Origin of the sequence: Pseudomonas sp. R3-57, from assembly GCF_051132065.1 — a bacterium.
Classification (GTDB): domain Bacteria; phylum Pseudomonadota; class Gammaproteobacteria; order Pseudomonadales; family Pseudomonadaceae; genus Aquipseudomonas.
In genome coordinates this window covers 3,733,242-3,755,679 of record NZ_CP071655.1, presented here as the reverse complement: position 1 = coordinate 3,755,679, position 22,438 = coordinate 3,733,242, and the positions used below count along the sequence as shown (strand labels likewise).

Below are 22,438 nucleotides of genomic sequence, written 5' to 3'. Positions count from 1 at the left end.
ACGAGTTTGCTCAAGCGTGTTACCAGCGTTCCCGATCGGGGAACGTCTTCATCATGCAAAAGCAAAACGATGCCGTCAACGGTTTTGTAGTGATTATTTTTAAGCACTACATATTGTCGGACAAAGCTGTTTGGTATGAGAAAAAATCCGCAGCCGAGACGAAATGAGGGAACCGCGAGGGGTTTAGCGAGTCGCTGGGCGAGCTGTGCGTTTACGCGTGGCGGTGGTTTTGCTGGCGGTCGATTTGCGTTTCTTCTTCCATGGCGCCGCCGCTTTACCGGCGGGCTTCGGGCCGCTGATGGTCAGGCTCAGGCCGGAACAACGGGTGACTTGCTTGCTCATCCACGCCGCTTGTTTGGTGACGAATTCTTCCAGACTCATCTCGCCGCTCTGCACCATGTCCAGCGCCTGTTCCCAGATCGCCGTGGTGCCGGGGTCGGCAATTGCGCGAGGTACCGCATCGATCAGGCTGAACGCGGCCGGCGTGGCGGCGAGCGCCTTGCCGTTTTTCACCAGATAACCCCGGTCAATCAAGCCCTGAATGATCGAGGCGCGGGTGGCTTCGGTGCCGATCCCGGTGGTGTCCTTGAGTTTCTGTTTGAGCAGCGGATCTTCCACCAGTCTGGCGACGTTTTTCATCGCCTTGATCAGATCGCCTTCGGTGTAGGGTTTCGGCGGTTGCGTCCACAGGTCCTTGAGCTTGACCTCGGCGACGGCGCATTCGACGCCCTGGCTAAGTGCCGGCAAGGTCTGCGGCGCCGCAGCCTCGCGGCCCTTGGCCGGGGCGAGTGCTTCGGGCAACGCGCGTTTCCAGCCCGGCTCGATGATCTGCTTGCCGACTGCGCGCAGCGCTTGACCAGCGCAATCGAAATCGGCCTGGGTGCGATCGTATTCATGATTGGGCAGAAACTGCGCCAGATAGCGTGCGCGAATCAGCGTGTACACCGCGCGATGCTTGCCGGTCAGGCGCTCGAGGTTTTTCGCCGCGGCGGTGGGGATGATGCCATGGTGAGCGCTGACCTTGGCGTCGTTCCATGCGCGTGAGCGGCGCTGTGGTTCAAGATGGCCTCGCAGCGCTTCGAGGCCCGGATCGGCCTGACGCAACGCCGCAAGAATGCCCGGCGCTTCGCTGTGCTGGCTCAGCGGCAAGTAACCGCAATCGCTGCGCGGGTAAGTGATGACTTTGTAGGTTTCGTACAGCGCTTGGGCGATGTCGAGGGTTTCCTGCGCGCCAAGGCCGAGTTTCTTCGAGCAGACTTCCTGCAAGGTGCCGAGATCGAAGGGCAGTGGCGCGACTTCGCGCATGCGCTCGGTTTTCAGCTTGACTACCCGCGCGCTGGGCGCACTGCCGATCGCCGCCGCTGCCTGCTGGGCCAGCGCCTGATTCAGGCAGCGCTCCTGCTCGTCACAGGCATCCGTCGGCGCGCGCCATTGCGCGGTAAACCGCGTGCCGTTGTGCAGCAGATCGACATCGATCGCCCAGAACGGCACGGGCACGAAATCGGCAATGCTGCGGTCGCGATCCACCACCAGCCGCAAGGTCGGCGTTTGCACCCGGCCTACCGGCAGCACGCCTTGATAACCCGACTGGCGGCCGAGCAGGGTAAACAGGCGGCTCATGTTCATGCCGATCAGCCAGTCCGCCCGCGAACGGCCCAGTGCCGAGTGATACAGGCTGAAGGTCTCTGCGCCCGGCTTCAGTGCGGCCAGGGCCTTGCGGATCGAGGCCTCGTCCAGCGCCGACAGCCACAATCGCCGTATCGGCCCACGATAGCGGCAATGCTCGACCAGTTCCCGGGCGATCATCTCGCCCTCACGGTCGGCGTCGGTGGCGATGATCAGTTCGCTGGCCTCGCCGAGCAGGCGTTTCACCGCTTTGAACTGGCTGGCGGTGCGCGGCTTGACGGTCATTTTCCATTTTTCCGGAATGATCGGCAGGTCCGCCAGCACCCAACGCTTGTAGCGCGCGTCGTAGGCGTCCGGCGGCGCGGTTTCGAGCAGATGGCCGATGCACCAGGTCACCGTGACGTCCGTTCCCAGCCAGCAGCCGTCGCCCCGACGCCGGGCGCCGAGCACGGCCGCAATGTCTTTGGCCTGGGAGGGTTTTTCGCAGAGGTACAGCCGCATAGCCACCATCGTCGATCAGGGTCGGAACAGGTGCACAGAATGGCCGGACTTGGCGGTGGGGGCAACTTTTATCTGTATGGATATACATGTAAAAGTTGCCGGCCCTTGCCCTCACCCTGGCCCTCTCTCTGAGGGCGAGGGGACTGACTGGGGGGAGGCGCTTCGCCGTTCGGCTGCAATCCCGTCTTCATCAGGCGCCATCAGCTATACCTGAACCGTCTCTTCGCCGTATTCAGGAGAACCCCATGAAAAGCCCCAGCCCCGTGATCAACCTCGAACAACTCGCCGGCTGCCTGGTGGTGAAATTCCACGGCATCCAGGTGGCCGCATCCTCCCACGTGCTGGTCCTCAAAGAAGCCAATTACCCGCCGGTGTATTACCTGCCGCGCGAAGACATCGACGAGAAATATTTCGCCCGCACCGATCACACCAGCTATTGCCCGTACAAGGGCGATGCCAACTACTTCAGTTTGCAGGTGCCGGGGCATGAGCAGCCGAATGCAGTGTGGACGTACGAAAACCCGAAAGTGTCGGTGGCACCGATCCGCGACTATGTGGCGTTCTATCCGGATCAGGTGAAGTTCGAGGTGATAAAGGCTGATGCCTGAGCAAAGAAACGGCGAGCGCGCGAACGCTCTCGCCGGCAGCGGTTTCAGTTCTTGTCGAGGTCGATGTTCTTCGTCTCACGCAGGCAGATCATGCCCACCACCAGGCTGACCCCTGTAATCAATACCGGGTACCACAGCCCGTAAAAGATATCGCCGGTGTACACCACCAGGGCAAACGACACCGTCGGCAGGAAACCGCCGAACCAGCCGTTGCCGATGTGGTAGGGCAGCGACATCGAGGTGTAGCGGATGCGCGTCGGGAACAGCTCGACCATCAGCGCCGCCAGTGGCCCGTAGCACATCGCCGAGATGATGATCAGCGCCACGATCAGGGCGACGATCATTGGCTTGTTGATCTGCTGCATGTCGGCCTGTTGCGGGTAGCCGGCGAGGGTGATCGCGCCGCGCAGGGCGGCTTCATCGAAGCCATCGAGTTTGACGTCGCCAACGCTGACCTGCACGCCGCTGCCCGCCGGGGCGGCGACGCTGGAGTAGGGCAGGCCTTGTTTGACCAGGAAGGTCTTGACCTTGTCGCACGGGCTGTCGAATTTGGCTTTGCCTACCGGGTCGAACTGGAAGGTGCAGGTCGCCGGGTCTGCCGTCACGGTGATCGGCGCCTGACGGCTGGCCAGATCGATCGCCGGGTTGGCGTAATGCGCCAGGGATTTGAAAATCGGAAAGTACAGCGCGGTGGCCAGCAGCAAGCCCAGCATCAACACCGGTTTGCGCCCGACCTTGTCCGACAGCCAGCCAAAGAAAATGAAGAACGGCGCGCCGATGACCACACTGACAATCAGCAGGCTGTTGGCCAGCGCCGGGTCCATTTTCAGGAATTGGGTGAGGAAAAACAGCACGTAGAACTGCGCCGCATAAAACGTCACCGCTTGCCCGGCGTTGATGCTGAACAGGGCGATCAGCACGACTTTGAGGTTTTCCCATTTGCCGAAGGATTCGCGGATCGGCGCTTTCGAGGTTTTGCCTTCCTCCTTCATTTTCAGGTAGGCCGGCGACTCGTGCAGGCTCAGGCGAATCCAGGTGGAAATGCCCAGCAGCACGATCGACAGCAGGAACGGAATGCGCCAGCCCCAGACTTCAAACTGGTCGCCGGTGAAATAACGGCAACCGAGCACCACCAGCAGCGACAGCAGCAAGCCGAGGGTGGCGGTGGACTGAATCCAGCTGGTGTGGAAACCGCGCTTGCCGATCGGCGCGTGTTCGGCCACGTAAGTCGCCGCGCCGCCGTATTCGCCACCGAGCGCCAGGCCCTGGAGCATCCTCAGCACCACCAGAATGATCGGTGCGGCAATGCCGATGCTGGCGTAAGTCGGTAGCAGGCCGACGCAGAACGTCGCCACGCCCATCAGAATGATCGTCGCCAAAAACGTGTACTTGCGCCCGATCATGTCGCCCAGTCGCCCGAACACCAGCGCACCGAACGGCCGCACGATGAAGCCGGCGGCGAACGCCATCAGCGCAAAAATGAACGCGGTGGTGTCGTTGACCCCGGCGAAAAACTGCTTGCTGATCACTGCCGCGAGGGCACCGTAAAGAAAGAAGTCATACCACTCGAACACCGTCCCGAGGGACGAGGCGAAGATGACTTTTTGCGTGGCATTGCTGGTCTCGGCGCTGCTCGCAGCGTCCAGCGGCTGAGCGTGTTCTGACATGTCGGTATCCCTCACAGTGATTGTTTTTGTTGTTCCACTGGTGTTGCGTGTCCCGGTGTTGCGCGATGTCCTTGAATCAGACGCGGTCCCTTGTAGGAGTGAGCCTGCTCGCGATGGCGGTGTGTCAGCCAGCGCAAATGTTGAATGTTATTCCGTCATCGCCAGCAGGCTGGCTCCCACAGTTACGGTGTTCACAGGTGGCGAAAGAATCAGCTGCGCAGCCTTTTCGCCAATCATCAGCGTAGGCGAACAGGTGTTGCCGGAGATGATCCGCGGCATGATCGACGCATCGGCCACGCGCAGACCGGGCACGCCGTGCACGCGCAGTTGCGCATCGACCACCGCATCGCCGTCATTGCCCATGCGACACGTGCCGACCGGATGGAAAATCGTCGTGCCGATTTTCGCTGCGGCTTCGTGCAGTTGCTCCTCGGTTTGCAGGCTGCCGCCCGGCAGATACTCGACCGGTTTGAACCCGCGCAGGGCAGGGGCGCTGACGATGCGTCGGGTCAAGCGAATCGCGTCCGCAGCCACGCGCAGATCTTCAGGATGGCTCAGATAATTGGGATTGATCAGCGGCGCCTGCTGCGGGTCTGCTGAGCGGATTTCGATGCGCCCACGGCTGTGCGGACGCAGATCGCACACCGAGGCGGTGAATGCCGGAAAGCTGTGCAACGGCTCGCCAAAACGCTCCAGCGACAGCGGCTGGACGTGGTATTCGAGATTCGCCGAAGTCTGTTCCGGCCCCGAGCGCGCAAAGGCGCCCAGCTGACTCGGCGCCATCGACAGCGGTCCGCTGCGGTCATACAGATAACGCAGGCCCATGCCCATCTTGCCCCAGACGCTGCCGGCGATCTGGTTCAGTGTGCGGGCGTTTTCCAGTTGATAGATCAGCCGCAGCTGCAGGTGATCCTGCAGGTTGCCACCGACGCCCGGCAGTTCATGAATCACGCCGATGCCCAACCGTTCGAGCAGTGGTCGAGGGCCGATCCCGGAGCGCTGCAGAATGCTCGGCGAACCGACCGACCCAGCGCACAGGATAATCTCCTTGCGCGCCTTGAACTGTTTGATCTGGCCTTCATGTCGCGCACTGACCTTCGAAGCGCGGCCATTCTCCAGCAACACGCGGTCGACCTCGACGCCGGTCAGTACGGTCAGATTCGCGCGGCTGCGCAGCGGTTTTAAAAACGCCTTGGCGGCGTTCCAGCGCACCCCGGCTTTCTGGTTGACCTGAAAGTAGCCGCAACCCTCGTTGTCGCCCTGATTGAAGTCGCTGACGCTGGCAATGCCGCTCTGCTCAGCGGCACTGCGAAAGGCATCGAGAATCGGCCACGACAAGCGCTGTTGCTCGACCCGCCATTCGCCTTGGGCGCCATGAAAATCAGCGGTGCCGGCAAAGTGGTTTTCGCTCTGTTTGAACAACGGCAGAACGTCGTTCCACGCCCACCCCGGATTGCCCTCGGCGGCCCAGCCGTCGTAGTCGCTGGCCTGGCCGCGCATGTAGATCATGCCGTTGATCGACGAACAACCGCCGAGCACTTTGCCGCGCGGATAGCTCAGCGCACGGCCGTTGAGGCCGGCCTGTTCTTCGGTTTTGAAACACCAGTCGGTGCGTGGGTTACCGATGCAGAACAGGTAACCGACCGGGATGTGAATCCACGCATAGTTGTCGCGCCCGCCGGCTTCGAGCAACAGTACGCGGTGCTGCGGGTCCGCTGACAGTCGATTGGCCAGCACACAGCCGGCCGGACCGGCGCCGACCACGATGTAGTCGTATTCATCGAGGGAAGTCTGCATTCCCTGACCTCGCTTTTTGTTTTTATTGTCGGACACTCTAGTTGTTAGCTTTCGTTAAAAGAATGTTAGTTTTTGCGCAGCCGCTGTGCGTTTTCAAACAGCTCGCATCGACCTTAGCTGACAAGGACACGCCATGTTCGACTGGAACGACCTGCGGTTTTTTCTCGAACTGCAACGCAGCGGCCGCCTGCTCACCGCCGCCCGCCGGCTCAACACCACCCATGCCACCGTCGCCCGCCACATCGAAGCCATCGAGAAAAGCCTCGGGACCGCGCTGTTCGTCCAGCACGCTCAAGGGTACGAAATGACCCCCGCCGGCGAAGCGCTGCTCAAGCATGCCGAAGCGATGGAAAACGTCGCGCTGCTGGCCCAGGAAGAAATCACCCAGTCCACAGCTCCGCTGGGCAAGATCCGCGTCGGCGTGACGGAGGGCCTCGGCGTCAAATTTCTTGCCAGCCGCATGATCGGCTTGTTCGAACGCTATCCGGGTCTGGAAGTAGAACTGGTCGCAGTGCCGCGATTTGTCAGCATCCTCAACCGCGAGGCGGAAATCAGCATCCACCTCGAACGCCCGGCGGCCGACATGCTGGTCACCCGTAAACTCACCGACTACCGCCTGGCGCTGTATGCCAGCCAGGCCTACCTGGACAAAGCGCCGCCGCTACTTAGCCGCGAAGACCTGGGACGGCATGCGTGGATCGGTTATGTCGACGATCTGCTGTTCAGCCAGGAACTGATGTTCCTCAACAGCTTTTGCCGCAGCCCGCGCGTGGTGTTTCACAGCACCAGCGTCATCGCCCAGCAGGAAGCCGCACGCTCTGGATTGGGCATTGCGGTCTTGCCGTGCTACATGGCCGCGTCTGATCCGGAGCTGGTGCCATTGCTGGCGGATGAAAGCATCGAGCGCAGTTACTGGATCAGCACCCGGCGCGAGCTGCACAAATCGGTGCGCTTGCGCGTGGTCTGGGATTATGTGGTGGGATTGTGCGAGGTGGAGCAGGGGTTGCTGCTCGGTTAGCCGGTTCACAGAAATCCCCTGTAGGAGTGAGCCTGCTCGCGATAGCGGTGTGTCAGTCAAGAATGATGTTGAGTAAAAGAGCGCTATCGCGAGCAGGCTCACTCCTACAGAGAGCAGCATTTCAGATTGCTAAATATATGGATATCCGTATATTCGATTTTCCGTATATTTTGGGCCCGACCCATGCTCACTCCCACCGAAGTCTTCAAAAGTCTTGCCGACGAAACCCGCGTCCGCGCGATGCTGCTGATCGCCGCGCAGGGTGAACTGTGTGTGTGCGAACTGATGTGCGCGCTCAACGACAGCCAACCGAAGATCAGCCGCCACCTCGCGCAATTGCGCAGCAACGGCCTGCTGCTCGATCGGCGCCAGGGCCAGTGGGTCTATTACCGCCTCAACCCGGATCTGCCGACCTGGATCGCGCAAGTCCTGCAAATGACGTCCGACGCCAACACCACTTGGCTGCAGGACAATGCCGCCCGCCTGCAAAACATGCACGGGCGTCCGGTTCGTGAAGCCGCGTGTTGCTGATGGAGAAAAAACCCATGCGAGTCCTGTTCATGTGCACGGCCAACAGCTGCCGCAGCATCCTTTCTGAAGCGATGTTCAATCATCTGGCGCCGGCAGGCTTCGAAGCGGTGAGCGCCGGCAGTTTCCCCAAAGGTCAGGTGTTGCCGCGCAGCCTGTCGACACTGCGACAGGCCGGCATCGCCATTGAAGGCTTGCACAGCAAAGGCAACGACGCTTTTGCAAGCAATCCGCCGGACATCGTCATCACCGTGTGCGATAAAGCCGCCGGCGAGACTTGCCCGGTGTATTTCGGCCCGGCGCTGAAATCCCACTGGGGGCTGGAAGATCCCTCGGAAGTCAGCGGTGACGAGGCGACGATTGAGGCGGCTTTTCGCGCGACATTGGCGCGCATCGGACATCGCTGCCAGGCCTTTCTCGATCTGCCTTTTGAAACCCTCAGCCGCGATGAACTGAAAACCGCGCTCGACCGCATCGGTACGCTTTAAGGAGAACCCATGTCCGCCGATCTACCCAACCTCGATCCCAGCCTGTTCGATGACGGCAAACCTGTGAAATCGGGCGAACGCAAGCCACGCATCCTGCTGCTCTACGGCTCGACCCGTGAACGCTCGTTCAGCCGTTTGCTGGTCGAAGAGGCGGCGCGCCTGCTAGAGCACTTCGGTGCTGAAACGCGCATTTTCGACCCGTCCGGTTTGCCACTGCCCGACGATGTTCCGGTCGACCATCCGAAAGTCCAGGAACTTCGCGAGCTGGTGCTGTGGTCGGAAGGCCAGGTCTGGTGTTCACCGGAACGCCACGGTGCGATGTCCGCCGTGTTCAAGGCACAGATCGACTGGGTCCCGCTGGAACTCGGCGCCGTACGCCCGACCCAAGGCAAAACCCTCGCGGTGATGCAGGTGTGCGGCGGTTCGCAGTCGTTCAACGTGGTCAATCAATTACGCGTGCTCGGCCGCTGGATGCGCATGTTCACCATCCCCAACCAGTCCTCGGTGCCCAAGGCCTACATGGAATTCGACGACGCGGGACGGATGAAACCCTCGCCGTTCTACGACCGCGTGGTCGATGTAATGGAGGAACTGGTGAAGTTCACCGTGCTGCTGCGCGAGCATCAGACGGATCTGGTCGACCGCTATTCCGAACGCAAGGAAAGCGCCGAGCAATTGATGGCGCGGGTCAATCAGCGTTCGATCTGACAATCGCCGACTCGCCCTGAAGATTTCTGGGGCGAGTCAGCTAAACCCTCAAGCCCCGGCCAAACCGCTCTCGATAAACCGAAGGCGGCACTCCGACCACCCCACGAAACGCCACGCGAAAACTCTCCACCGAGCGATAGCCACAGCGCTCGGCAATCTGTTCAGTCTGCTGATCCGTGCTCTCCAGCAACTCCCGCGCCCGTGCCAGTCGCTCATGCTGCAACCACGCCTTGGGCGACTGTCCGCTGGCCTCGGTAAAGCGCCGCAGAAACGTGCGCTCGCTCATCGCCGCTTCACTGGCCAGATCGCGCACTTCCAGCGGTTGATGCAGCCGCTCGCGGGCCCATTGCATGACCCGTGAAAGGTCGTTGCGCGGAGTGGCGCTGACCGGGGTCGGAATGAACTGCGCCTGGCCGCCGGTGCGTTGTGGCGACATCACCAGTCGCCGCGCGACGCTGTTGGCGACCTGGGTGCCGAAGTCGCGAGCGACCAGGTGCAGGCAGGCGTCGATGCCGGCGGCGCTGCCGGCCGAGGTGATCAGTTGGCCGGCGTCGACATAGAGCACGTCCGGGTCGACTTCGATGGCCGGGAAGCGTTGCGCCAGTTCGTCGGTGTAACGCCAGTGGGTGGTGGCGCGGCGGCCGTCGAGCAAGCCGCTGGCCGCGAGGACGAAGACACCGGAGCAGATCGACAGCAAGCGCGCGCCGCGAGCGTGGGCCTGGCGCAGTGCGGCGAGCAATGCTTCCGGTACCGCCGCGTTGCGATCGCGCCATCCGGGAATGATGATCGTGCGCGCTTTGGCCAATAGTTCCAGACCGCCGTCGGCCAATACCTGAATGCCGCCCATGGCGCGCATTGGCCCCTGATCGACCGCGGCAATTGCATGCGTATACCAGGGGAAATCGAACTCCGGTCGGGCGAGGCCGAAGATCTCCACGGCAATTCCGAACTCGAAGGTGCAGAGGCCGTCATAGGCGAGAATCGCCACCAGATTGGAGGAAGTCGGCATTTGGCGGAAAATTCCCGGTAGGTGTCTTGTCCGCCACTGTAGCCGCAAGCGGGGCGGCGATAAAGTCTGTTCACCCCAGAACAGAAGCAAGGAGCCACACCCATGACCAGCCTGGTTCGCGACATTCCTGCCGCCCCCTCGGCAATTGCCCTGATGCACTTCAGCAATCGCCTGACCTTCGAAACCGATTGTTCCGACGTATTCAGCAGCTACGAGGCCGGCGACGTCGACTTTGTCCTGGTCGACGTACGCGGGCCGCTGGCCTTTGAGCGCGGACACGTCCCTGGCGCGGTCAATATCCCGACGCGCTTGCTCACCGCGACCGAGCTGGCGAGTTATCCGAAAAGCACGTTGTTCGTGGTCTATTGCGCCGGCCCGCATTGCAACGGCGCGAACAAGGCCGCGGTGAAACTGGCGGCGCTCGGCTATCCGGTCAAGGAGATGATCGGCGGTGTCACCGGTTGGCTCGATGAAGGGTTTGCGCTGAGCGTGGCGCAACTGGCCAAGGCACCGACCGCCTGCGAATGCTGAGGGATTTATAGAAGAATTTGAGCAAAAACGGCGCTTGTCCTACAGCCTTTGCACCACGACGGCGCAGCCTTTGACCCCGGTCAAGCGCTGCGCCGAACTTACATAAGTATTTGTCGCTTAAACACAATTTGCCCTGTGCGCGCCGCCATAGACTGCCGGCCACGTCGGTTTTTGCCGTTCCAAGGCTTGACCGAACGCTGACTTGAAGCTGCCAATAAAAGCCTCCGCACACAGGAGTTATAAATGAACAAGCTAGTGATGTTCGGTGCCCTGGCACTGTCGATGTTGTCCCTGACCGCCGTGGCCGCCGACGCCAAGCCGATCCGCATCGGTATCGAAGCCGGTTACCCGCCATTCTCGATGAAAACCCCTGACGGCGAACTCACCGGTTTCGACGTCGACATCGGTGATGCGCTGTGCGCGCAGATGAAGGTCAAATGCACCTGGGTCGAGCAGGAATTCGATGGCCTGATCCCGGCGCTGAAAGTGAAGAAGATCGACGCGATCCTGTCGTCGATGACCATCACCGACGACCGCAAGAAGAACGTCGATTTCACCATCAAGTACTACCACACCCCGGCGCGCTTCGTGATGAAGGCAGGCTCGGGCGTGAAAGACCCGCTGACCGAACTCAAGGGCAAGAAAGTCGGCGTGCTGCGTGCCAGCACCCACGACCGCTACGCCACCGAAGTGCTGGTCCCGGCCGGGATCGAACTGGTGCGCTACGGCTCGCAGCAGGAAGCCAACCTCGACATTACTTCGGGTCGTCTGGATGCGATGCTGGCTGACTCGGTCAACCTCAGCGACGGTTTCCTGAAAACCGACGCCGGCAAAGGCTTCGAATTCGTCGGCCCGACCTACGAAGACGCCAAGTACTTCGGCGGCGGCGCCGGCATCGCGGTGCGCAAGGGCGATACCGCGCTGGCCGAGCAATTCAACAAAGCCATCACCGAAATTCGCGCCAATGGCGAGTACAAGAAAGTCCAGGACAAGTACTTCGACTTTGACGTGTACGGCCATTAATACGCCGTAGAAAAAAGTGGCCCCGTTTGCGCGGTGGCCACTTTTTTTATGCATTCTTCTTAGCGACGAAGAACCTGTAGGAGTGAGCCTGCTCGCGATAGCGGTTTATCATTCGACATCTTGATTGACTGACAGACCGCTATCGCGAGCAGGCTCACTCCTACAGGGGATTTGTGTCGCGCTCATATTTCAGGAGTTTCCCCATGCAACGCATCGACCACAGCCTGCCCTGGAGTCACTTGGGCAGTGAGCGTTCTCTCAGCGTGTTTCGCTATGGCGCGGGCACTCGCAAGGTGTACATCCAGGCCAGCCTGCACGCCGATGAATTGCCGGGCATGCGCACGGCGTGGGAGCTCAAGCAACGTCTTAACCAACTCGAACAGCAAGGCCGTTTGCAAGGCGTGATCGAGCTGGTACCGGTGGCCAACCCGATCGGCCTCGATCAGCATGTGCAAGGCGCGCACATGGGCCGTTTCGAGCTGGGCAGCGGCAAGAATTTCAACCGCGCGTTCGTCGAACTCAGCGCGCCGGTTGCAGCGCTGATCGGCGAGCAATTGGGCACGGATGCCGAGGCCAACGTCGCGCTGATCCGTCAGGCCATGGGCCAGGTATTCGAGGCGCTGCCGGCACCGGCTTCGCAACTGGAGGCGCTGCATCGGCTGTTGTTGCGCCACGCTTGCGACGCCGATATCACCCTCGATCTGCATTGCGACTTCGATGCGGCGATTCACCTCTACGCACTGCCGCAGCACTGGCCGCAATGGCAATCGCTGGCAGCGCGCCTGAAGGCCGGCGTGGCGTTGTTGTGTGAAGACTCCGGCGGCAGTTCGTTCGATGAATCCTGCTCGACGCCGTGGTTGCGCCTGGCGCGGGCGTTTCCGCAGGCTGCTATTCCAGCGGCGAATCTGGCGACCACGCTGGAGCTGGGCAGCATGGGCGACACCCGGGTCGAGCAGGCCCAGGCCAATTGCGAGGCGATCCTTGGCTTTCTCGCCGAGCAGGGTTTCATCAGCGGCGAATGGCCGGAGGCGCCGAGCGAATGCTGCGAAGGCCTGCCGTTCGAAGGCACCGAATACCTCTTCGCCCCGCACCATGGCGTGGTGAGTTTTCTGCGCAGTGCCGGCGAATGGGTGGAGCAGGGCGATGCCTTGTTCGAGGTGGTCGACCCGTTACAGGACCGCGTCAGCACCGTGCGTGCCGGCACCAGCGGCGTGTTGTTTGCGCTGGATCGCGGACGCTATACCGAACCGGGGATCTGGCAGGCGAAAGTGGCGGGGCGGGTGCCGTTTCGGACTGGCAAGCTGACCAACGACTGACAGATTTTCGCTGGGGCTGATGGCCTCATCGCTGGCAAGCCAGCTCCCACAGGTTTTGTGGTGAACACATTTTTTGCAATCACCCTCGCTCACTGTGGGAGCTGGCTTGCCAGCGATGGCGTGAGCGGCAACACCGCTATCTTTCAGAGTGTTAGGCTCCCCCCGAACCCGACACTCTGTGAAGGAACGCTGCAATGTTGAAGATATTCGCTCTGCTGACCCTGCTGGCCTCCACCGCCGTCCACGCGCAAACCACGCTGCAATCGGATCTGCCGCTCAAGTACCTCGAACAGGTCCACCCCGACGCCGAGCCGCGGCCGCTGGTGATTTTCCTGCACGGTTACGGCAGTAACGAAGCCGACCTGATCGGTATGAAGTTTCAGCTCCCGGCGCAGTACAACTACCTGTCGGTGCAGGCGCCGATGGCACTCGGTGAAGGACGTTACCAATGGTTTCGCAAAAAGGGCGAAGGCGCCTACAACGGCGAGACCGATGATCTGAAGGTCAGCGGCCAGAAACTGCGCGAGTTCATCGCCCAGGCCACGCGCAAATATCACGCGACGGCTGACAAGGTGTACCTGATCGGCTTCAGCCAGGGCGCGATGATGAGTTACGAAGTGGGGCTGCGGCCGCCGGTGTTGATCGGCGGGTTTGCCGCGTTGAGCGGACGCTTGCTGCCGGTGCTGAAAAGCCAGTTGAAAGCCGATCAATCGCCGCTGCCGGTACACATCTTCATCGGCCACGGCACCGCCGATGATCCGGTGCCTTACCGCCTCGGCACCGAAGCCAACGCGCAACTACAGAAGCTCGGTTACAAACCGCAGTTTCACGCCTATCCCGGCATCGGCCACAGCATCACCGCCGCCGAATTGCGCGACCTGAACGGCTGGCTGCAGCAGCTCAATCCTTGAGGAGGGTCTTGATCAGCGCGTCGTGACCTTTTTTGTCGCTGGCGCGGGAAATCACCTGCACCAGCGCCATCTTCGTCCCGGAGCCAGCCATCAATGTGGTATTGAGGGTCTGGCCGCCGCCCTGAGTGGCGGTGCTGTCGACCTGGCGCAAGCCGAGGCCGGTGCCTTTGCGGGTCAGGCTTTTTTCGCTGAGCTTGTTAAAGTCCGGCAGGGCTTTGCGCTGGTCTTCAATGAAGCTGGACACCGCACCGTCGAGGAACGGGCCATCGTTGTCCTTGACGTTCTGCCCTTGTGTAATCTGGTTTTGCGCTGCGATGACCACGGTTTTCGTCGCCTGGTTGGTGTACATCGTACCCTTGGCGCCGCTCGGGCTTGGCGGCAGCGGGTCGGCGACGAAGCCCTTGGGCAGGACAAAGCTGAACTTGCCGTCGAGCAGCGAGACTTTTTCGCTGGTGGCTTTTTCCTTGGCCGCTTGCGCGTTGAACGCGCCGAGAGCGGCAACCGCCGACAGCAGCAGGACGGCGGCTTTTTTGCTCAACAATGACATGTAAATCTCCGTGGGATGGTCGCGCGAGGCGGGCGATGATCCCACGGAGCGGGGCGCACGTTCCAGCACGTTTCGCCCGAGTGGTTACTGCGCCGGCGCGCTGGCCACTGGCCGGGCCAGCAGCTTTCTGGTCACCCCGAGCATGGCCACCGACACCGCCACACCGACGATGAAACCGTTCAGGCCGAGGCTCGGCAAGGTCAGCGCCGACACCAGGCAGAACGCCGAGAATGAATACATGCCGGTCGCCGTCGCCCGCAACAGCGCGGCGGTGAAGGCCGGGCCGCGGGTCTGCTGCGAGAACACCGCCATGACGCTGCCGAGTACCGGGAACACCGCGAGCAAACCGCTCCAGCGCTCGCCGACGGTGCTGGCCAGCATCGTCACTGCCAAGGTCAGCGCGGCGCCGGCCAGCATGCGCCAGATCAGTCGGTCGGACTTCGGCGCCGGACCGTTCAGCACCGGTTGCACCAGCGGAAACAGATAAGGCGAGGCCAGCAACGCAATCGCCGCTGCTGCCAATGAAAACGGCAACGACGGCGGCACCAGCGACAGGAGCAGCGCCAGTACGCTCCAGACGGCCAGCGAGGCCGCGAGTGCCCACGGCCAGTTCGCCCGTTGCGCCACCTGCGCGTAAGTGATGCAGAAAGCAATCATCGCAAACATTGCCGATAGCGCTGCGACCGCCGATTGCGCGGCAAACTCCGGCCCCTGTTCGATGGCGAGGAAAAACAGAATCGGCCCGACCACCACCGGCAACCCCGACAGCCATCCGGCCACGCTCGGCCCCCAGCGTTTGCCCGCCAACGAAATGAGCAAGAGGAAGGCCGGAATCAGCAGCAGTTTGAGGATCAGCACGCAGGTGTCTCCATCGAGATGCAGGGAGGCCACGTTAGCATCGTGGCAAAGCGATTGCTGCCTATGTTTGCAATTTTTGTATACAAAAACTCGAAAGCAATTACAGCTATGCTCTGACTATCAGGACTGCCTGGAAACGATGCGCGATGAACAAATCCTCAAGAATGCTTCGCGGCTGTTGCGGCATCGGCCTGTGGGCGCTGCTGCTGACGCCGACCTGGGCCAATTGGCAGGACGCGGTGCCGGGGGCGCAGATCATTGGCAGCGGCGAATTCAGCGTGTTTGGTTTCGACGTTTACGATGCACGGCTGTGGAGTGCCGCGCGCCCGCTGGCGAACGATCAGCCGTTTGCGCTGGAGCTGATCTACCGCCGCAAGATTTCCCGCGATGACCTGGTGCAGGCCAGTGTCGACGAGATCAAACGCCTGTCCGGTAATCGCGTGAGCCCAGCGCAACTGGCCGGTTGGCAGGCGCAGATGGAGAAATCGTTCGTCGACGTGCAATCCGGCACACGCATTACCGGGGTGTATCTGCCAGGGCAGGGTGCGCGGTTTTTTGTCGGCCAGCGTTTGCAGCACGAAATCGACGATCCGCAGTTCGCCCGCGCATTTTTCGACATCTGGCTCGACCCGCGCACGCGCAATCCGACGTTGCGCGAGCAATTATTGGGCACCCGCCAACCTTGACCTTCCACCGCACCGGGCGAAACGTCTAAGCTGCGTCCTTTCGACTTGTTTCTGGATGTGTGCGTGAAATTCAGCTTGCCCAAAATCGCCACCGCGCCGTTTTGCCCGCCGGAAGTGGCCGGCAGTGTTGCGGTCGATCCTTCTGCCTCGTTCTTCAAGCGTGTACTGCGTTTCGCCGGCCCCGGTTTGCTGGTGTCGATCGGCTACATGGACCCCGGCAACTGGGCGACGGCGATCGAGGCCGGTTCGCGGTTTGGTTACAGCCTGTTGTTTGTGGTGTTGCTGGCCAGTCTGGCGGGAATGGTCGTGCAGTGCCTGTGTTCGCGGCTGGGCATCGCCACCGGGCGTGATCTGGCGCAACTGTCGCGCCAGCGCTACAGCACGCCGACCGCGCGTTTGCAGTGGGTGTTGGCGGAAATCTCGATCATCGCCACCGACCTTGCCGAAGTGCTCGGTTGCGCGCTGGCGTTTCACTTGTTGCTGGGTTGCTCGCTGACCTTCGGCATCGCGCTGACCGCGTTCGACACGCTGCTGGTGCTGGCCCTGCAAAATCGCGGTTTCCGACGGCTGGAAGCGATCATGCTGGTGCTGGTCGCGACCATCGGCGTGTGTTTTTTCGTCGAATTGCTGTTGATCAAACCCTACTGGCCGGACGTCGCCCAAGGCTTCAAACCCTCGCTGGCCGCAATCGGCGATGCCGCACCGCTGTATCTGGCCATCGGAATTCTTGGCGCAACGGTGATGCCGCATAACCTTTATCTGCACACCTCGATCGTGCAGACGCGGATGATCGGCAGGGACTTGGCGAGCAAGCAGGACGCAGTGAAACTGGCGCGCATCGACACTATCGGCTCACTGGCGCTGGCACTGCTCGTCAACGCGGCGATCCTGATCCTCGCAGCGGCCGCGTTTCACCAGTCCGGGCATACCGAGGTGGTGGACATCCAGGACGCTTATCACTTGCTCGATCCGCTGGTGGGCGGCGCGCTGGCCAGCGTGTTGTTCGGCGTGGCGCTGCTCGCCTCGGGGCAGAGTTCGACCTTCACCGGCACCATCGCCGGGCAGGTGATCATGGAAGGCTATCTGAACCTGCGCATCCCGTGCTGGCAGCGGCGGTTGATCACCCGCGGGCTGGCGCTGATCCCGGCGTTCATCGGCGTGTGGCTGCTGGGCGATAACGCAATCGGCAAGTTGCTGGTACTGAGTCAGGTGGTGTTGAGCCTGCAATTGCCGTTTGCTCTTTATCCGCTGATTCGCATGACCAATGACAAGCAACTTATGGGGCCGTTTGTGAATCGCTGGCCGACGCGGGTGTTGGCGTGGGGGTTGTTCGTGGTGATCAGCGGGGCGAATGGCTGGCTGATTTCGCAGTGGGTGATCTGATCGTTCCCACGCTCGGCGTGGTAACGCCTCCCGTGACGCTCTGCGTCACAGCGGACGCGGAGCGTCCGTGGCTGCATTCCCACGCGGAGCGTGGGAACGATCAGAAACGGCGGAGCGCATTTCAAGTGTAGGAGCGAGCCTGCTCGCGAAGGGGTCAGTTCAGACAACACACCTTCCGACGAGGGGGTTATCCGTCACCTTGTGTCAAAGCGGTCGAGCCTATACTGTATATGCACACAGTAAAGAGCCCGCGCCCATGCAAATCATCGACAAGCTGAGCATTCTCGCCGACGCCGCCAAGTACGACGCGTCGTGCGCGAGCAGTGGTGCGCCCAAGCGCAGCTCCGAGGGCAAGAGCGGGTTGGGCTCGACCGATGGCATGGGCATCTGCCACAGCTACACGCCGGATGGGCGTTGCGTGTCGCTGCTGAAGATCCTGCTGACCAATTTCTGTCTTTACGATTGCCAATACTGCGTCAACCGCCGCTCCAGCGATGTGCCGCGCGCGCGTTTCACCCCCGAGGAAGTCGTGGCGCTGACCATGGATTTCTATCGGCGCAACTGTGTCAGCGGGCTGTTTCTCAGCTCCGGCATCATTCGCTCGGCGGACTACACCATGGAGCAACTGGTGCGGGTGGCGAAGCTGTTGCGCGAGGAACATGAGTTTCGCGGTTACATTCATCTCAAGACCATTCCTGAGGCCGATCCGGCGCTGATCGAGGAGGCCGGGCGTTACGCCGATCGCCTGAGCGTCAACATCGAACTGCCGACCGATGCCAGCCTGCAAACCCTGGCGCCGGAAAAGGACATCGGTTCGATCAAGCAGGCGATGAACACCATCTACACCGGCGTGCAGACCGTGCTCAACGAGCCACGCGCGCCGAAATTCGCCCCGGCCGGGCAAAGCACGCAGTTGATTGTCGGCGCCGATGACACCGACGACAGCACCATCCTCCACAGCGCTCAATCCTTGTACGGCAACTTCCGTCTGCGCCGGGTTTATTACTCGGCGTTCAGCCCCATCCCCGACAGCCCGAAGAGCGTGCCACTGGCCGCGCCACCGCTGATGCGCGAGCATCGTTTGTATCAGGCTGATTTCCTGTTGCGCAGTTATGGCTACAGCGCTGACGAACTGCTCAAGGGGCCGGGCAATCTGGCGCTCGACATTGACCCGAAACTGGCCTGGGCGCTGCAGAATCGCGAAGTGTTTCCGCTGGATCTGAATCGTGCCGAGGCCTCGTTGATCGCACGCATTCCCGGCATCGGCCTGCGCACTACCGAACGCTTGGTCGAACTGCGCCGACAGCGACGCATCCGCTACGAAGACGTCGCGCGCATGCGTTGCGTGCTGGCCAAGGCCAAGCCGTTCATCATCACCAGCGATTACCATCCGCAGCAGGCCGAAGTCACCAGCCACATGCTCTATCAACAGCTGCGCGACCGGCCGCAGCCACAGCAGATGGGGCTATGGGGATGATCAATCTCGATTGCGACGACCTGTTCGATAACTGGCGCCAGCAGGCGCGCTGGCTGCTCAGCCATGAAGTCGATCCGAGTCTGGTGAGCTGGGCCTCGCAAGGCGTGGGCGATCTGTTTGCCAGTGACGACCCGGTGCCTGAAGGGCAGGGGCCATTTCAGGCGCGTATTCCCCGCGCGTTGCTCGAAACCCTGGAACAAGCCTCGCGCTATCGCGGTGATCAGCGCTGGAGTTTGCTCTACGAAGTGTTATGGCGCGTCAGCCACGGCGACCGGACCGCGATGATGGCCGGCGACAAACTCGGTAGCGAGTTGCAGCGGCGGATCAAACAGGTGAGTCGTGAAGCCCATCACCTGCATGCGTTCGTGCGCTTCATCGAACGGCCGAAAGACAGCGCCGGCCCCGAATACGTGGCGTGGCATGAACCGGCTCACGACATTCTGCACAGTGCCAGCACCCACTTCATCGGACGCATGGGCCGCCATCGCTGGCTGATCGCCACGCCGCGGGACGGGGTCTATTACGATGGCGAGCAACTGATCCATCAGCACCAATGCCCGGTGGAATGGCAGCAACTGGCGCAGAACGTTGACGATCCCCATGGTGATCTGTGGCTGACCTATTACAGCCACATCTTCAACCCGGCGCGGTTGAACCCGAAGGTCATGCAAGGGCATTTGCCGGTGCGGTTCTGGAAGAATTTGCCGGAGGGGGAGTTGATTCCGGGGCTGATTACGCAGGCGCGGATGGGCAAGCAGGGGGATGGGCAGGCGAGTGGGATTGCGGCGCGGTCGGGTAAGCGGATTACGCTAAAAAGCCAGCAGCAAGCCCTCACCCCAGCCTTTTCCCGGAGGGAGAGGGAGCCGACCGAGGAGCCCGCCCGTACTACATCGACCTGAGAACTCGAGTCGAACTCAGGTTCAGAAAACCACACAGATCAGCTCCCTCTCCTTGGGGAGAGGGCTGGGGTGAGGGGTGAATTCACAGAAATTTCCAAGCCGAACACACAACTAGCTGACCATAAAAAAAGCCCCCCACCAATCACTTGGTGGAGGGCTTTTCTTTAGCCAGAACCGTCAAATCAAACCTTGACGATCCAGCCCGCTGGCGCTTCGATGTCGCCGGTCTGCACGCCGGTCAGCTCTTTGTAGAGCTGCTGCGTCACCGGGCCGACTTCGGTTTCACTGTGGAACACATGCAGATGGTCGTTGTAACTGATGCCGCCAATCGGGGTGATCACGGCAGCGGTGCCGCAAGCGCCGGCTTCCTTGAAGTCCGCCAGTTTGTCGATCAGCACATCGCCTTCGACCACTTCCAGGCCCAGACGCGATTTCGCCAGTTCGATCAGCGACAGACGGGTGATGCCCGGCAGTACCGACGGCGAGTTCGGGGTGATGAACTTGTTGTCGTGGGTGATCCCGAAGAAGTTGGCCGAGCCGACTTCTTCGATTTTGGTGTGGGTCATCGGGTCCAGATAGATCGCGTCAGCAAAGTTGGCTTTCTTGGCTTTCGAGCCTGGCATCAGGCTGGCTGCGTAGTTGCCGCCGACCTTGGCAGCGCCGGTGCCTTGTGGGGCGGCGCGGTCGTAGCTGGAGATCTGGAAGTTGTGCGGGGTGAGGCCGCCCTTGAAGTAGGCGCCGACCGGGATGCAGAAGATCGAGAAGATGAACTCGGGGGCAGTACGCACGCCGATGTTGTCACCGACGCCGATCACGAACGGACGCAGGTACAGCGCGCCGCCAGTGCCGTAAGGCGGGATGAAACGCTCGTTGGCGCGAACCACGGCTTTACAGGCTTCGATGAACTGCTCGGTGTCCACGGTCGGCATCAGCAGACGTGCGCAGCTGCGCTGCATGCGCAGGGCGTTCTGGTCCGGGCGGAACAGGTTGATCGAGCCGTCCTTGCAACGATAGGCCTTCATGCCTTCGAAGCATTGCTGGCCATAGTGAAGAGCCGTCGAGCCTTCGCTGATGTGCAACACGTTGTCTTCGGTCAGGGTGCCTTTGTCCCACTCGCCATCGCGAAAGTACGACAGATAGCGTTTGTCGGTCTTGATGTAATCAAAACCCAGCTTGTCCCAATTGATGCTCTCGTTACCCATGACACCCTCTATCACTGAACAACCGCCGAAACGGTTCAAGGCTTCTGACGTTTTTTGGATGGGCACAACAATACTTCATTCTTGAGCGGTTTCGCAGCCGGAATTCGCTCCGCTGATCGTTCCCACGCCTGATCGTTCCCACGCTCTGCGTGGGAATGCCTTATCGGACGCTCCGCGTTCGGCTGTCGGGACGCAGAGCGTCCCCGGCTGCATTCCCACGCGGAGCGTGGGAACGATCAGTGGGAGCGAGCCTGCTCGCGAAGGGGCCGCCACTGTCTACAGATGCAGCGCATGCCCCAATGCACGCAACGCCGCTTCCTGCACCGCTTCACCCAGCGTCGGATGCGCATGGATGGTGCCGCCGATGTCTTCCAGCCGTGCGCCCATTTCCAGGCTTTGCGCAAACGCTGTCGATAACTCGGACACGCCAACGCCCACCGCTTGCCAGCCGACAATCAGATGATTGTCGCGACGGGCGACCACGCGGACGAAACCGCTTTTTGATTCCAGGGTCATCGCCCGGCCGTTGGCGGCGAACGGGAAGCTGGAAACGATGCAGTCGAGCCCGGCGGCCTTGGCTTCGTCCGGAGTTTTGCCGACCACCACCAGTTCCGGGTCGGTGAAGCACACGGCGGCGATGGCGGTCGGGTTGAATTCGCGGGTTTTGCCGCTGATCAGCTCGGCAACCATTTCACCCTGCGCCATGGCACGGTGCGCCAGCATCGGCTCGCCGCTAAGATCGCCAATGGCGTAGACGTTGCGCATGCTGGTCTGGCAACGGTTGTCGATTTTGATCGCCGCGCCGTTCATTTCCAGATTCAACGTTTCGAGGTTGAAGCCCTGGGTATTCGGCTTGCGACCCACGGCGACCAGCACCTGATCGGTTTCCAGGTTCAGGGTCTCGCCGTCTGGATCGCGCACCTGCAAGGTGCCGTCGAAACCCGAAACGCTGTGCTTGAGGTACAGCTTCACTCCTAGTTGCTTCAGCGCCTCGTGCACCGGTTGCGTCAGTTCCGCGTCGTAGGCGGGCAGGATGCGATCCTGCGCCTCGACCACGCTGACCTCGGCGCCGAGCTTGCGATAAGCGATGCCCAGTTCCAGGCCGATGTAACCGCCGCCGACCACGATCAAGCGTTTGGGCACCGACTTCGGCGTGAGCGCTTCGGTGGAGGAGATGATCGGCCCGCCAATCGGCAGGATCGGCAGGTTGACGCTGGTCGATCCGGTGGCCAGCACCAGATGTTCACAGTGGATGCGCGTGTCGCCCACCTCAACGGTTTTGCCATCGATGATTTTCGCCCAGCCGTTGACCACCTGAACCTTGTGCTTCTTCAACAGCGCGGCAACGCCGGTGGTCAGGCGATCGACGATGCCGTCCTTCCACTCGACGCTCTTGCTGATGTCGAGGATCGGCGCGGAAACGCTGATGCCCAGCGCCGAATGCTGACTGTGATGTTGCGTCTGGTGAAACTGTTCGGCGACGTGAATCAGCGCTTTCGACGGAATGCAGCCGATATTCAGGCAGGTGCCACCCAGTGCCTGACCTTCGACCAGAATCGTTGGAATGCCCAGTTGCCCGGCGCGAATCGCGGTGACGTAACCGCCGGGGCCGCCGCCAATGATCAGCAGCGTAGTGTTCAAAGATTGCATGGGCG

General features: G+C 61.4%; 21 protein-coding genes. 13 read left to right on the top strand and 8 right to left on the bottom strand.

Annotation, left to right across the window (positions count from 1 at the left end; translation table 11 throughout):
* Positions 1-183 precede the first annotated feature (183 nt).
* The gene (locus J3P93_RS16760; protein WP_434589782.1) at positions 184-2,127 is read right to left on the bottom strand and encodes a DNA topoisomerase III; all 1,944 of its coding nucleotides are present in this window, start codon (positions 2,125-2,127) and stop codon (positions 184-186) included.
* Positions 2,128-2,372: 245 nt separating this feature from the next.
* On the opposite strand from J3P93_RS16760, the gene J3P93_RS16755 reads away from it, so the two are divergent.
* On the top strand, positions 2,373-2,735 hold the full coding sequence (locus tag J3P93_RS16755; RefSeq protein WP_434589779.1) for a DUF427 domain-containing protein: 363 nt from the start codon (positions 2,373-2,375) through the stop codon (positions 2,733-2,735).
* 44 nt (positions 2,736-2,779) lie between these two features.
* Here J3P93_RS16755 and J3P93_RS16750 read toward each other — a convergent pair whose 3' ends face one another.
* Entirely contained in the window at positions 2,780-4,402 is a 1,623-nt protein-coding gene (locus tag J3P93_RS16750) for an MFS transporter (RefSeq protein ID WP_434589776.1), read from the bottom strand.
* Between the two features lie 147 nt (positions 4,403-4,549).
* On the bottom strand, positions 4,550-6,199 hold the full coding sequence (locus tag J3P93_RS16745; protein ID WP_434589773.1) for a GMC family oxidoreductase: 1,650 nt from the start codon (positions 6,197-6,199) through the stop codon (positions 4,550-4,552).
* 133 nt (positions 6,200-6,332) lie between these two features.
* On the opposite strand from J3P93_RS16745, the gene J3P93_RS16740 reads away from it, so the two are divergent.
* The 4 genes from J3P93_RS16740 (at position 6,333) to arsH (ending at position 8,941) form a co-directional block, all read left to right on the top strand.
* Entirely contained in the window at positions 6,333-7,217 is an 885-nt protein-coding gene (locus tag J3P93_RS16740) for a LysR family transcriptional regulator (RefSeq protein ID WP_434589771.1), read from the top strand.
* A gap of 183 nt (positions 7,218-7,400) precedes the next feature.
* On the top strand, positions 7,401-7,748 hold the full coding sequence (locus J3P93_RS16735; protein WP_434589769.1) for a metalloregulator ArsR/SmtB family transcription factor: 348 nt from the start codon (positions 7,401-7,403) through the stop codon (positions 7,746-7,748).
* Positions 7,749-7,762: 14 nt separating this feature from the next.
* Positions 7,763-8,233 (top strand): arsenate reductase ArsC, encoded by a 471-nt coding sequence (locus tag J3P93_RS16730; protein WP_434589766.1) that lies wholly within the window; start codon positions 7,763-7,765, stop codon positions 8,231-8,233.
* A gap of 9 nt (positions 8,234-8,242) precedes the next feature.
* The gene (gene arsH, locus J3P93_RS16725; protein ID WP_434589764.1) at positions 8,243-8,941 is read left to right on the top strand and encodes an arsenical resistance protein ArsH; all 699 of its coding nucleotides are present in this window, start codon (positions 8,243-8,245) and stop codon (positions 8,939-8,941) included.
* Between the two features lie 40 nt (positions 8,942-8,981).
* Here the strand turns inward: arsH and ftrA are convergent, their stop codons facing one another.
* Positions 8,982-9,950 (bottom strand): transcriptional regulator FtrA, encoded by a 969-nt coding sequence (gene ftrA / locus J3P93_RS16720; RefSeq protein WP_434589761.1) that lies wholly within the window; start codon positions 9,948-9,950, stop codon positions 8,982-8,984.
* A 102-nt stretch (positions 9,951-10,052) separates the two neighbouring features.
* Between ftrA and J3P93_RS16715 the strand changes: the two genes are divergently transcribed.
* The 4 genes from J3P93_RS16715 (at position 10,053) to J3P93_RS16700 (ending at position 13,731) form a co-directional block, all read left to right on the top strand.
* Positions 10,053-10,481, top strand: coding sequence for a rhodanese-like domain-containing protein (locus J3P93_RS16715; RefSeq protein ID WP_434589759.1), 429 nt, complete (start codon positions 10,053-10,055; stop codon positions 10,479-10,481).
* A gap of 243 nt (positions 10,482-10,724) precedes the next feature.
* Positions 10,725-11,504, top strand: a complete 780-nt coding sequence (locus tag J3P93_RS16710; protein ID WP_434589757.1) for an ABC transporter substrate-binding protein — start codon at positions 10,725-10,727, stop codon at positions 11,502-11,504.
* 203 nt (positions 11,505-11,707) lie between these two features.
* Positions 11,708-12,820 carry a succinylglutamate desuccinylase/aspartoacylase family protein gene (locus tag J3P93_RS16705; protein WP_434589754.1) on the top strand — a complete coding sequence of 371 codons (1,113 nt, stop codon included), beginning with the start codon at positions 11,708-11,710 and terminating at the stop codon, positions 12,818-12,820.
* Between the two features lie 194 nt (positions 12,821-13,014).
* Positions 13,015-13,731, top strand: coding sequence for an alpha/beta hydrolase (locus J3P93_RS16700; RefSeq protein WP_434589751.1), 717 nt, complete (start codon positions 13,015-13,017; stop codon positions 13,729-13,731).
* On the opposite strand, the gene J3P93_RS16695 is transcribed toward J3P93_RS16700, so the two are convergent.
* Together J3P93_RS16695 and J3P93_RS16690 are read right to left on the bottom strand one after the other, a co-directional pair.
* Positions 13,721-14,278: a hypothetical protein gene (locus J3P93_RS16695; protein WP_434589749.1), complete on the bottom strand. Its 558-nt coding sequence runs from the start codon at positions 14,276-14,278 to the stop codon at positions 13,721-13,723. The two genes, J3P93_RS16700 and J3P93_RS16695, sit on opposite strands and share 11 nt — an antisense overlap.
* An 84-nt stretch (positions 14,279-14,362) precedes the next feature.
* Complete coding sequence (locus J3P93_RS16690) at positions 14,363-15,136, bottom strand: hypothetical protein (RefSeq protein WP_434598412.1); 774 nt, start codon at positions 15,134-15,136, stop codon at positions 14,363-14,365.
* 146 nt (positions 15,137-15,282) lie between these two features.
* On the opposite strand from J3P93_RS16690, the gene J3P93_RS16685 reads away from it, so the two are divergent.
* The 4 genes from J3P93_RS16685 (at position 15,283) to J3P93_RS16670 (ending at position 19,581) form a co-directional block, all read left to right on the top strand.
* Entirely contained in the window at positions 15,283-15,822 is a 540-nt protein-coding gene (locus J3P93_RS16685; RefSeq protein ID WP_434589746.1) for a chalcone isomerase family protein, read from the top strand.
* Between the two features lie 63 nt (positions 15,823-15,885).
* Entirely contained in the window at positions 15,886-17,205 is a 1,320-nt protein-coding gene (locus J3P93_RS16680) for an Nramp family divalent metal transporter (protein ID WP_434589743.1), read from the top strand.
* Positions 17,206-17,461: 256 nt separating this feature from the next.
* Positions 17,462-18,682 carry a putative DNA modification/repair radical SAM protein gene (locus J3P93_RS16675; RefSeq protein WP_434589740.1) on the top strand — a complete coding sequence of 407 codons (1,221 nt, stop codon included), beginning with the start codon at positions 17,462-17,464 and terminating at the stop codon, positions 18,680-18,682.
* Entirely contained in the window at positions 18,679-19,581 is a 903-nt protein-coding gene (locus J3P93_RS16670) for a TIGR03915 family putative DNA repair protein (protein ID WP_434589738.1), read from the top strand. The genes J3P93_RS16675 and J3P93_RS16670 overlap by 4 nt, the downstream gene beginning before the upstream one ends.
* 182 nt (positions 19,582-19,763) lie before the next feature.
* On the opposite strand, the gene J3P93_RS16665 is transcribed toward J3P93_RS16670, so the two are convergent.
* Both J3P93_RS16665 and lpdA read right to left on the bottom strand, forming a co-directional pair.
* Positions 19,764-20,783: a branched-chain amino acid aminotransferase gene (locus tag J3P93_RS16665; RefSeq protein WP_434589735.1), complete on the bottom strand. Its 1,020-nt coding sequence runs from the start codon at positions 20,781-20,783 to the stop codon at positions 19,764-19,766.
* A 276-nt stretch (positions 20,784-21,059) separates the two neighbouring features.
* A complete protein-coding gene (gene lpdA / locus J3P93_RS16660) occupies positions 21,060-22,433 on the bottom strand; it encodes a dihydrolipoyl dehydrogenase (protein WP_434589732.1) in 1,374 nt (457 codons plus the stop codon).
* Positions 22,434-22,438: the final 5 nt, after the last annotated feature.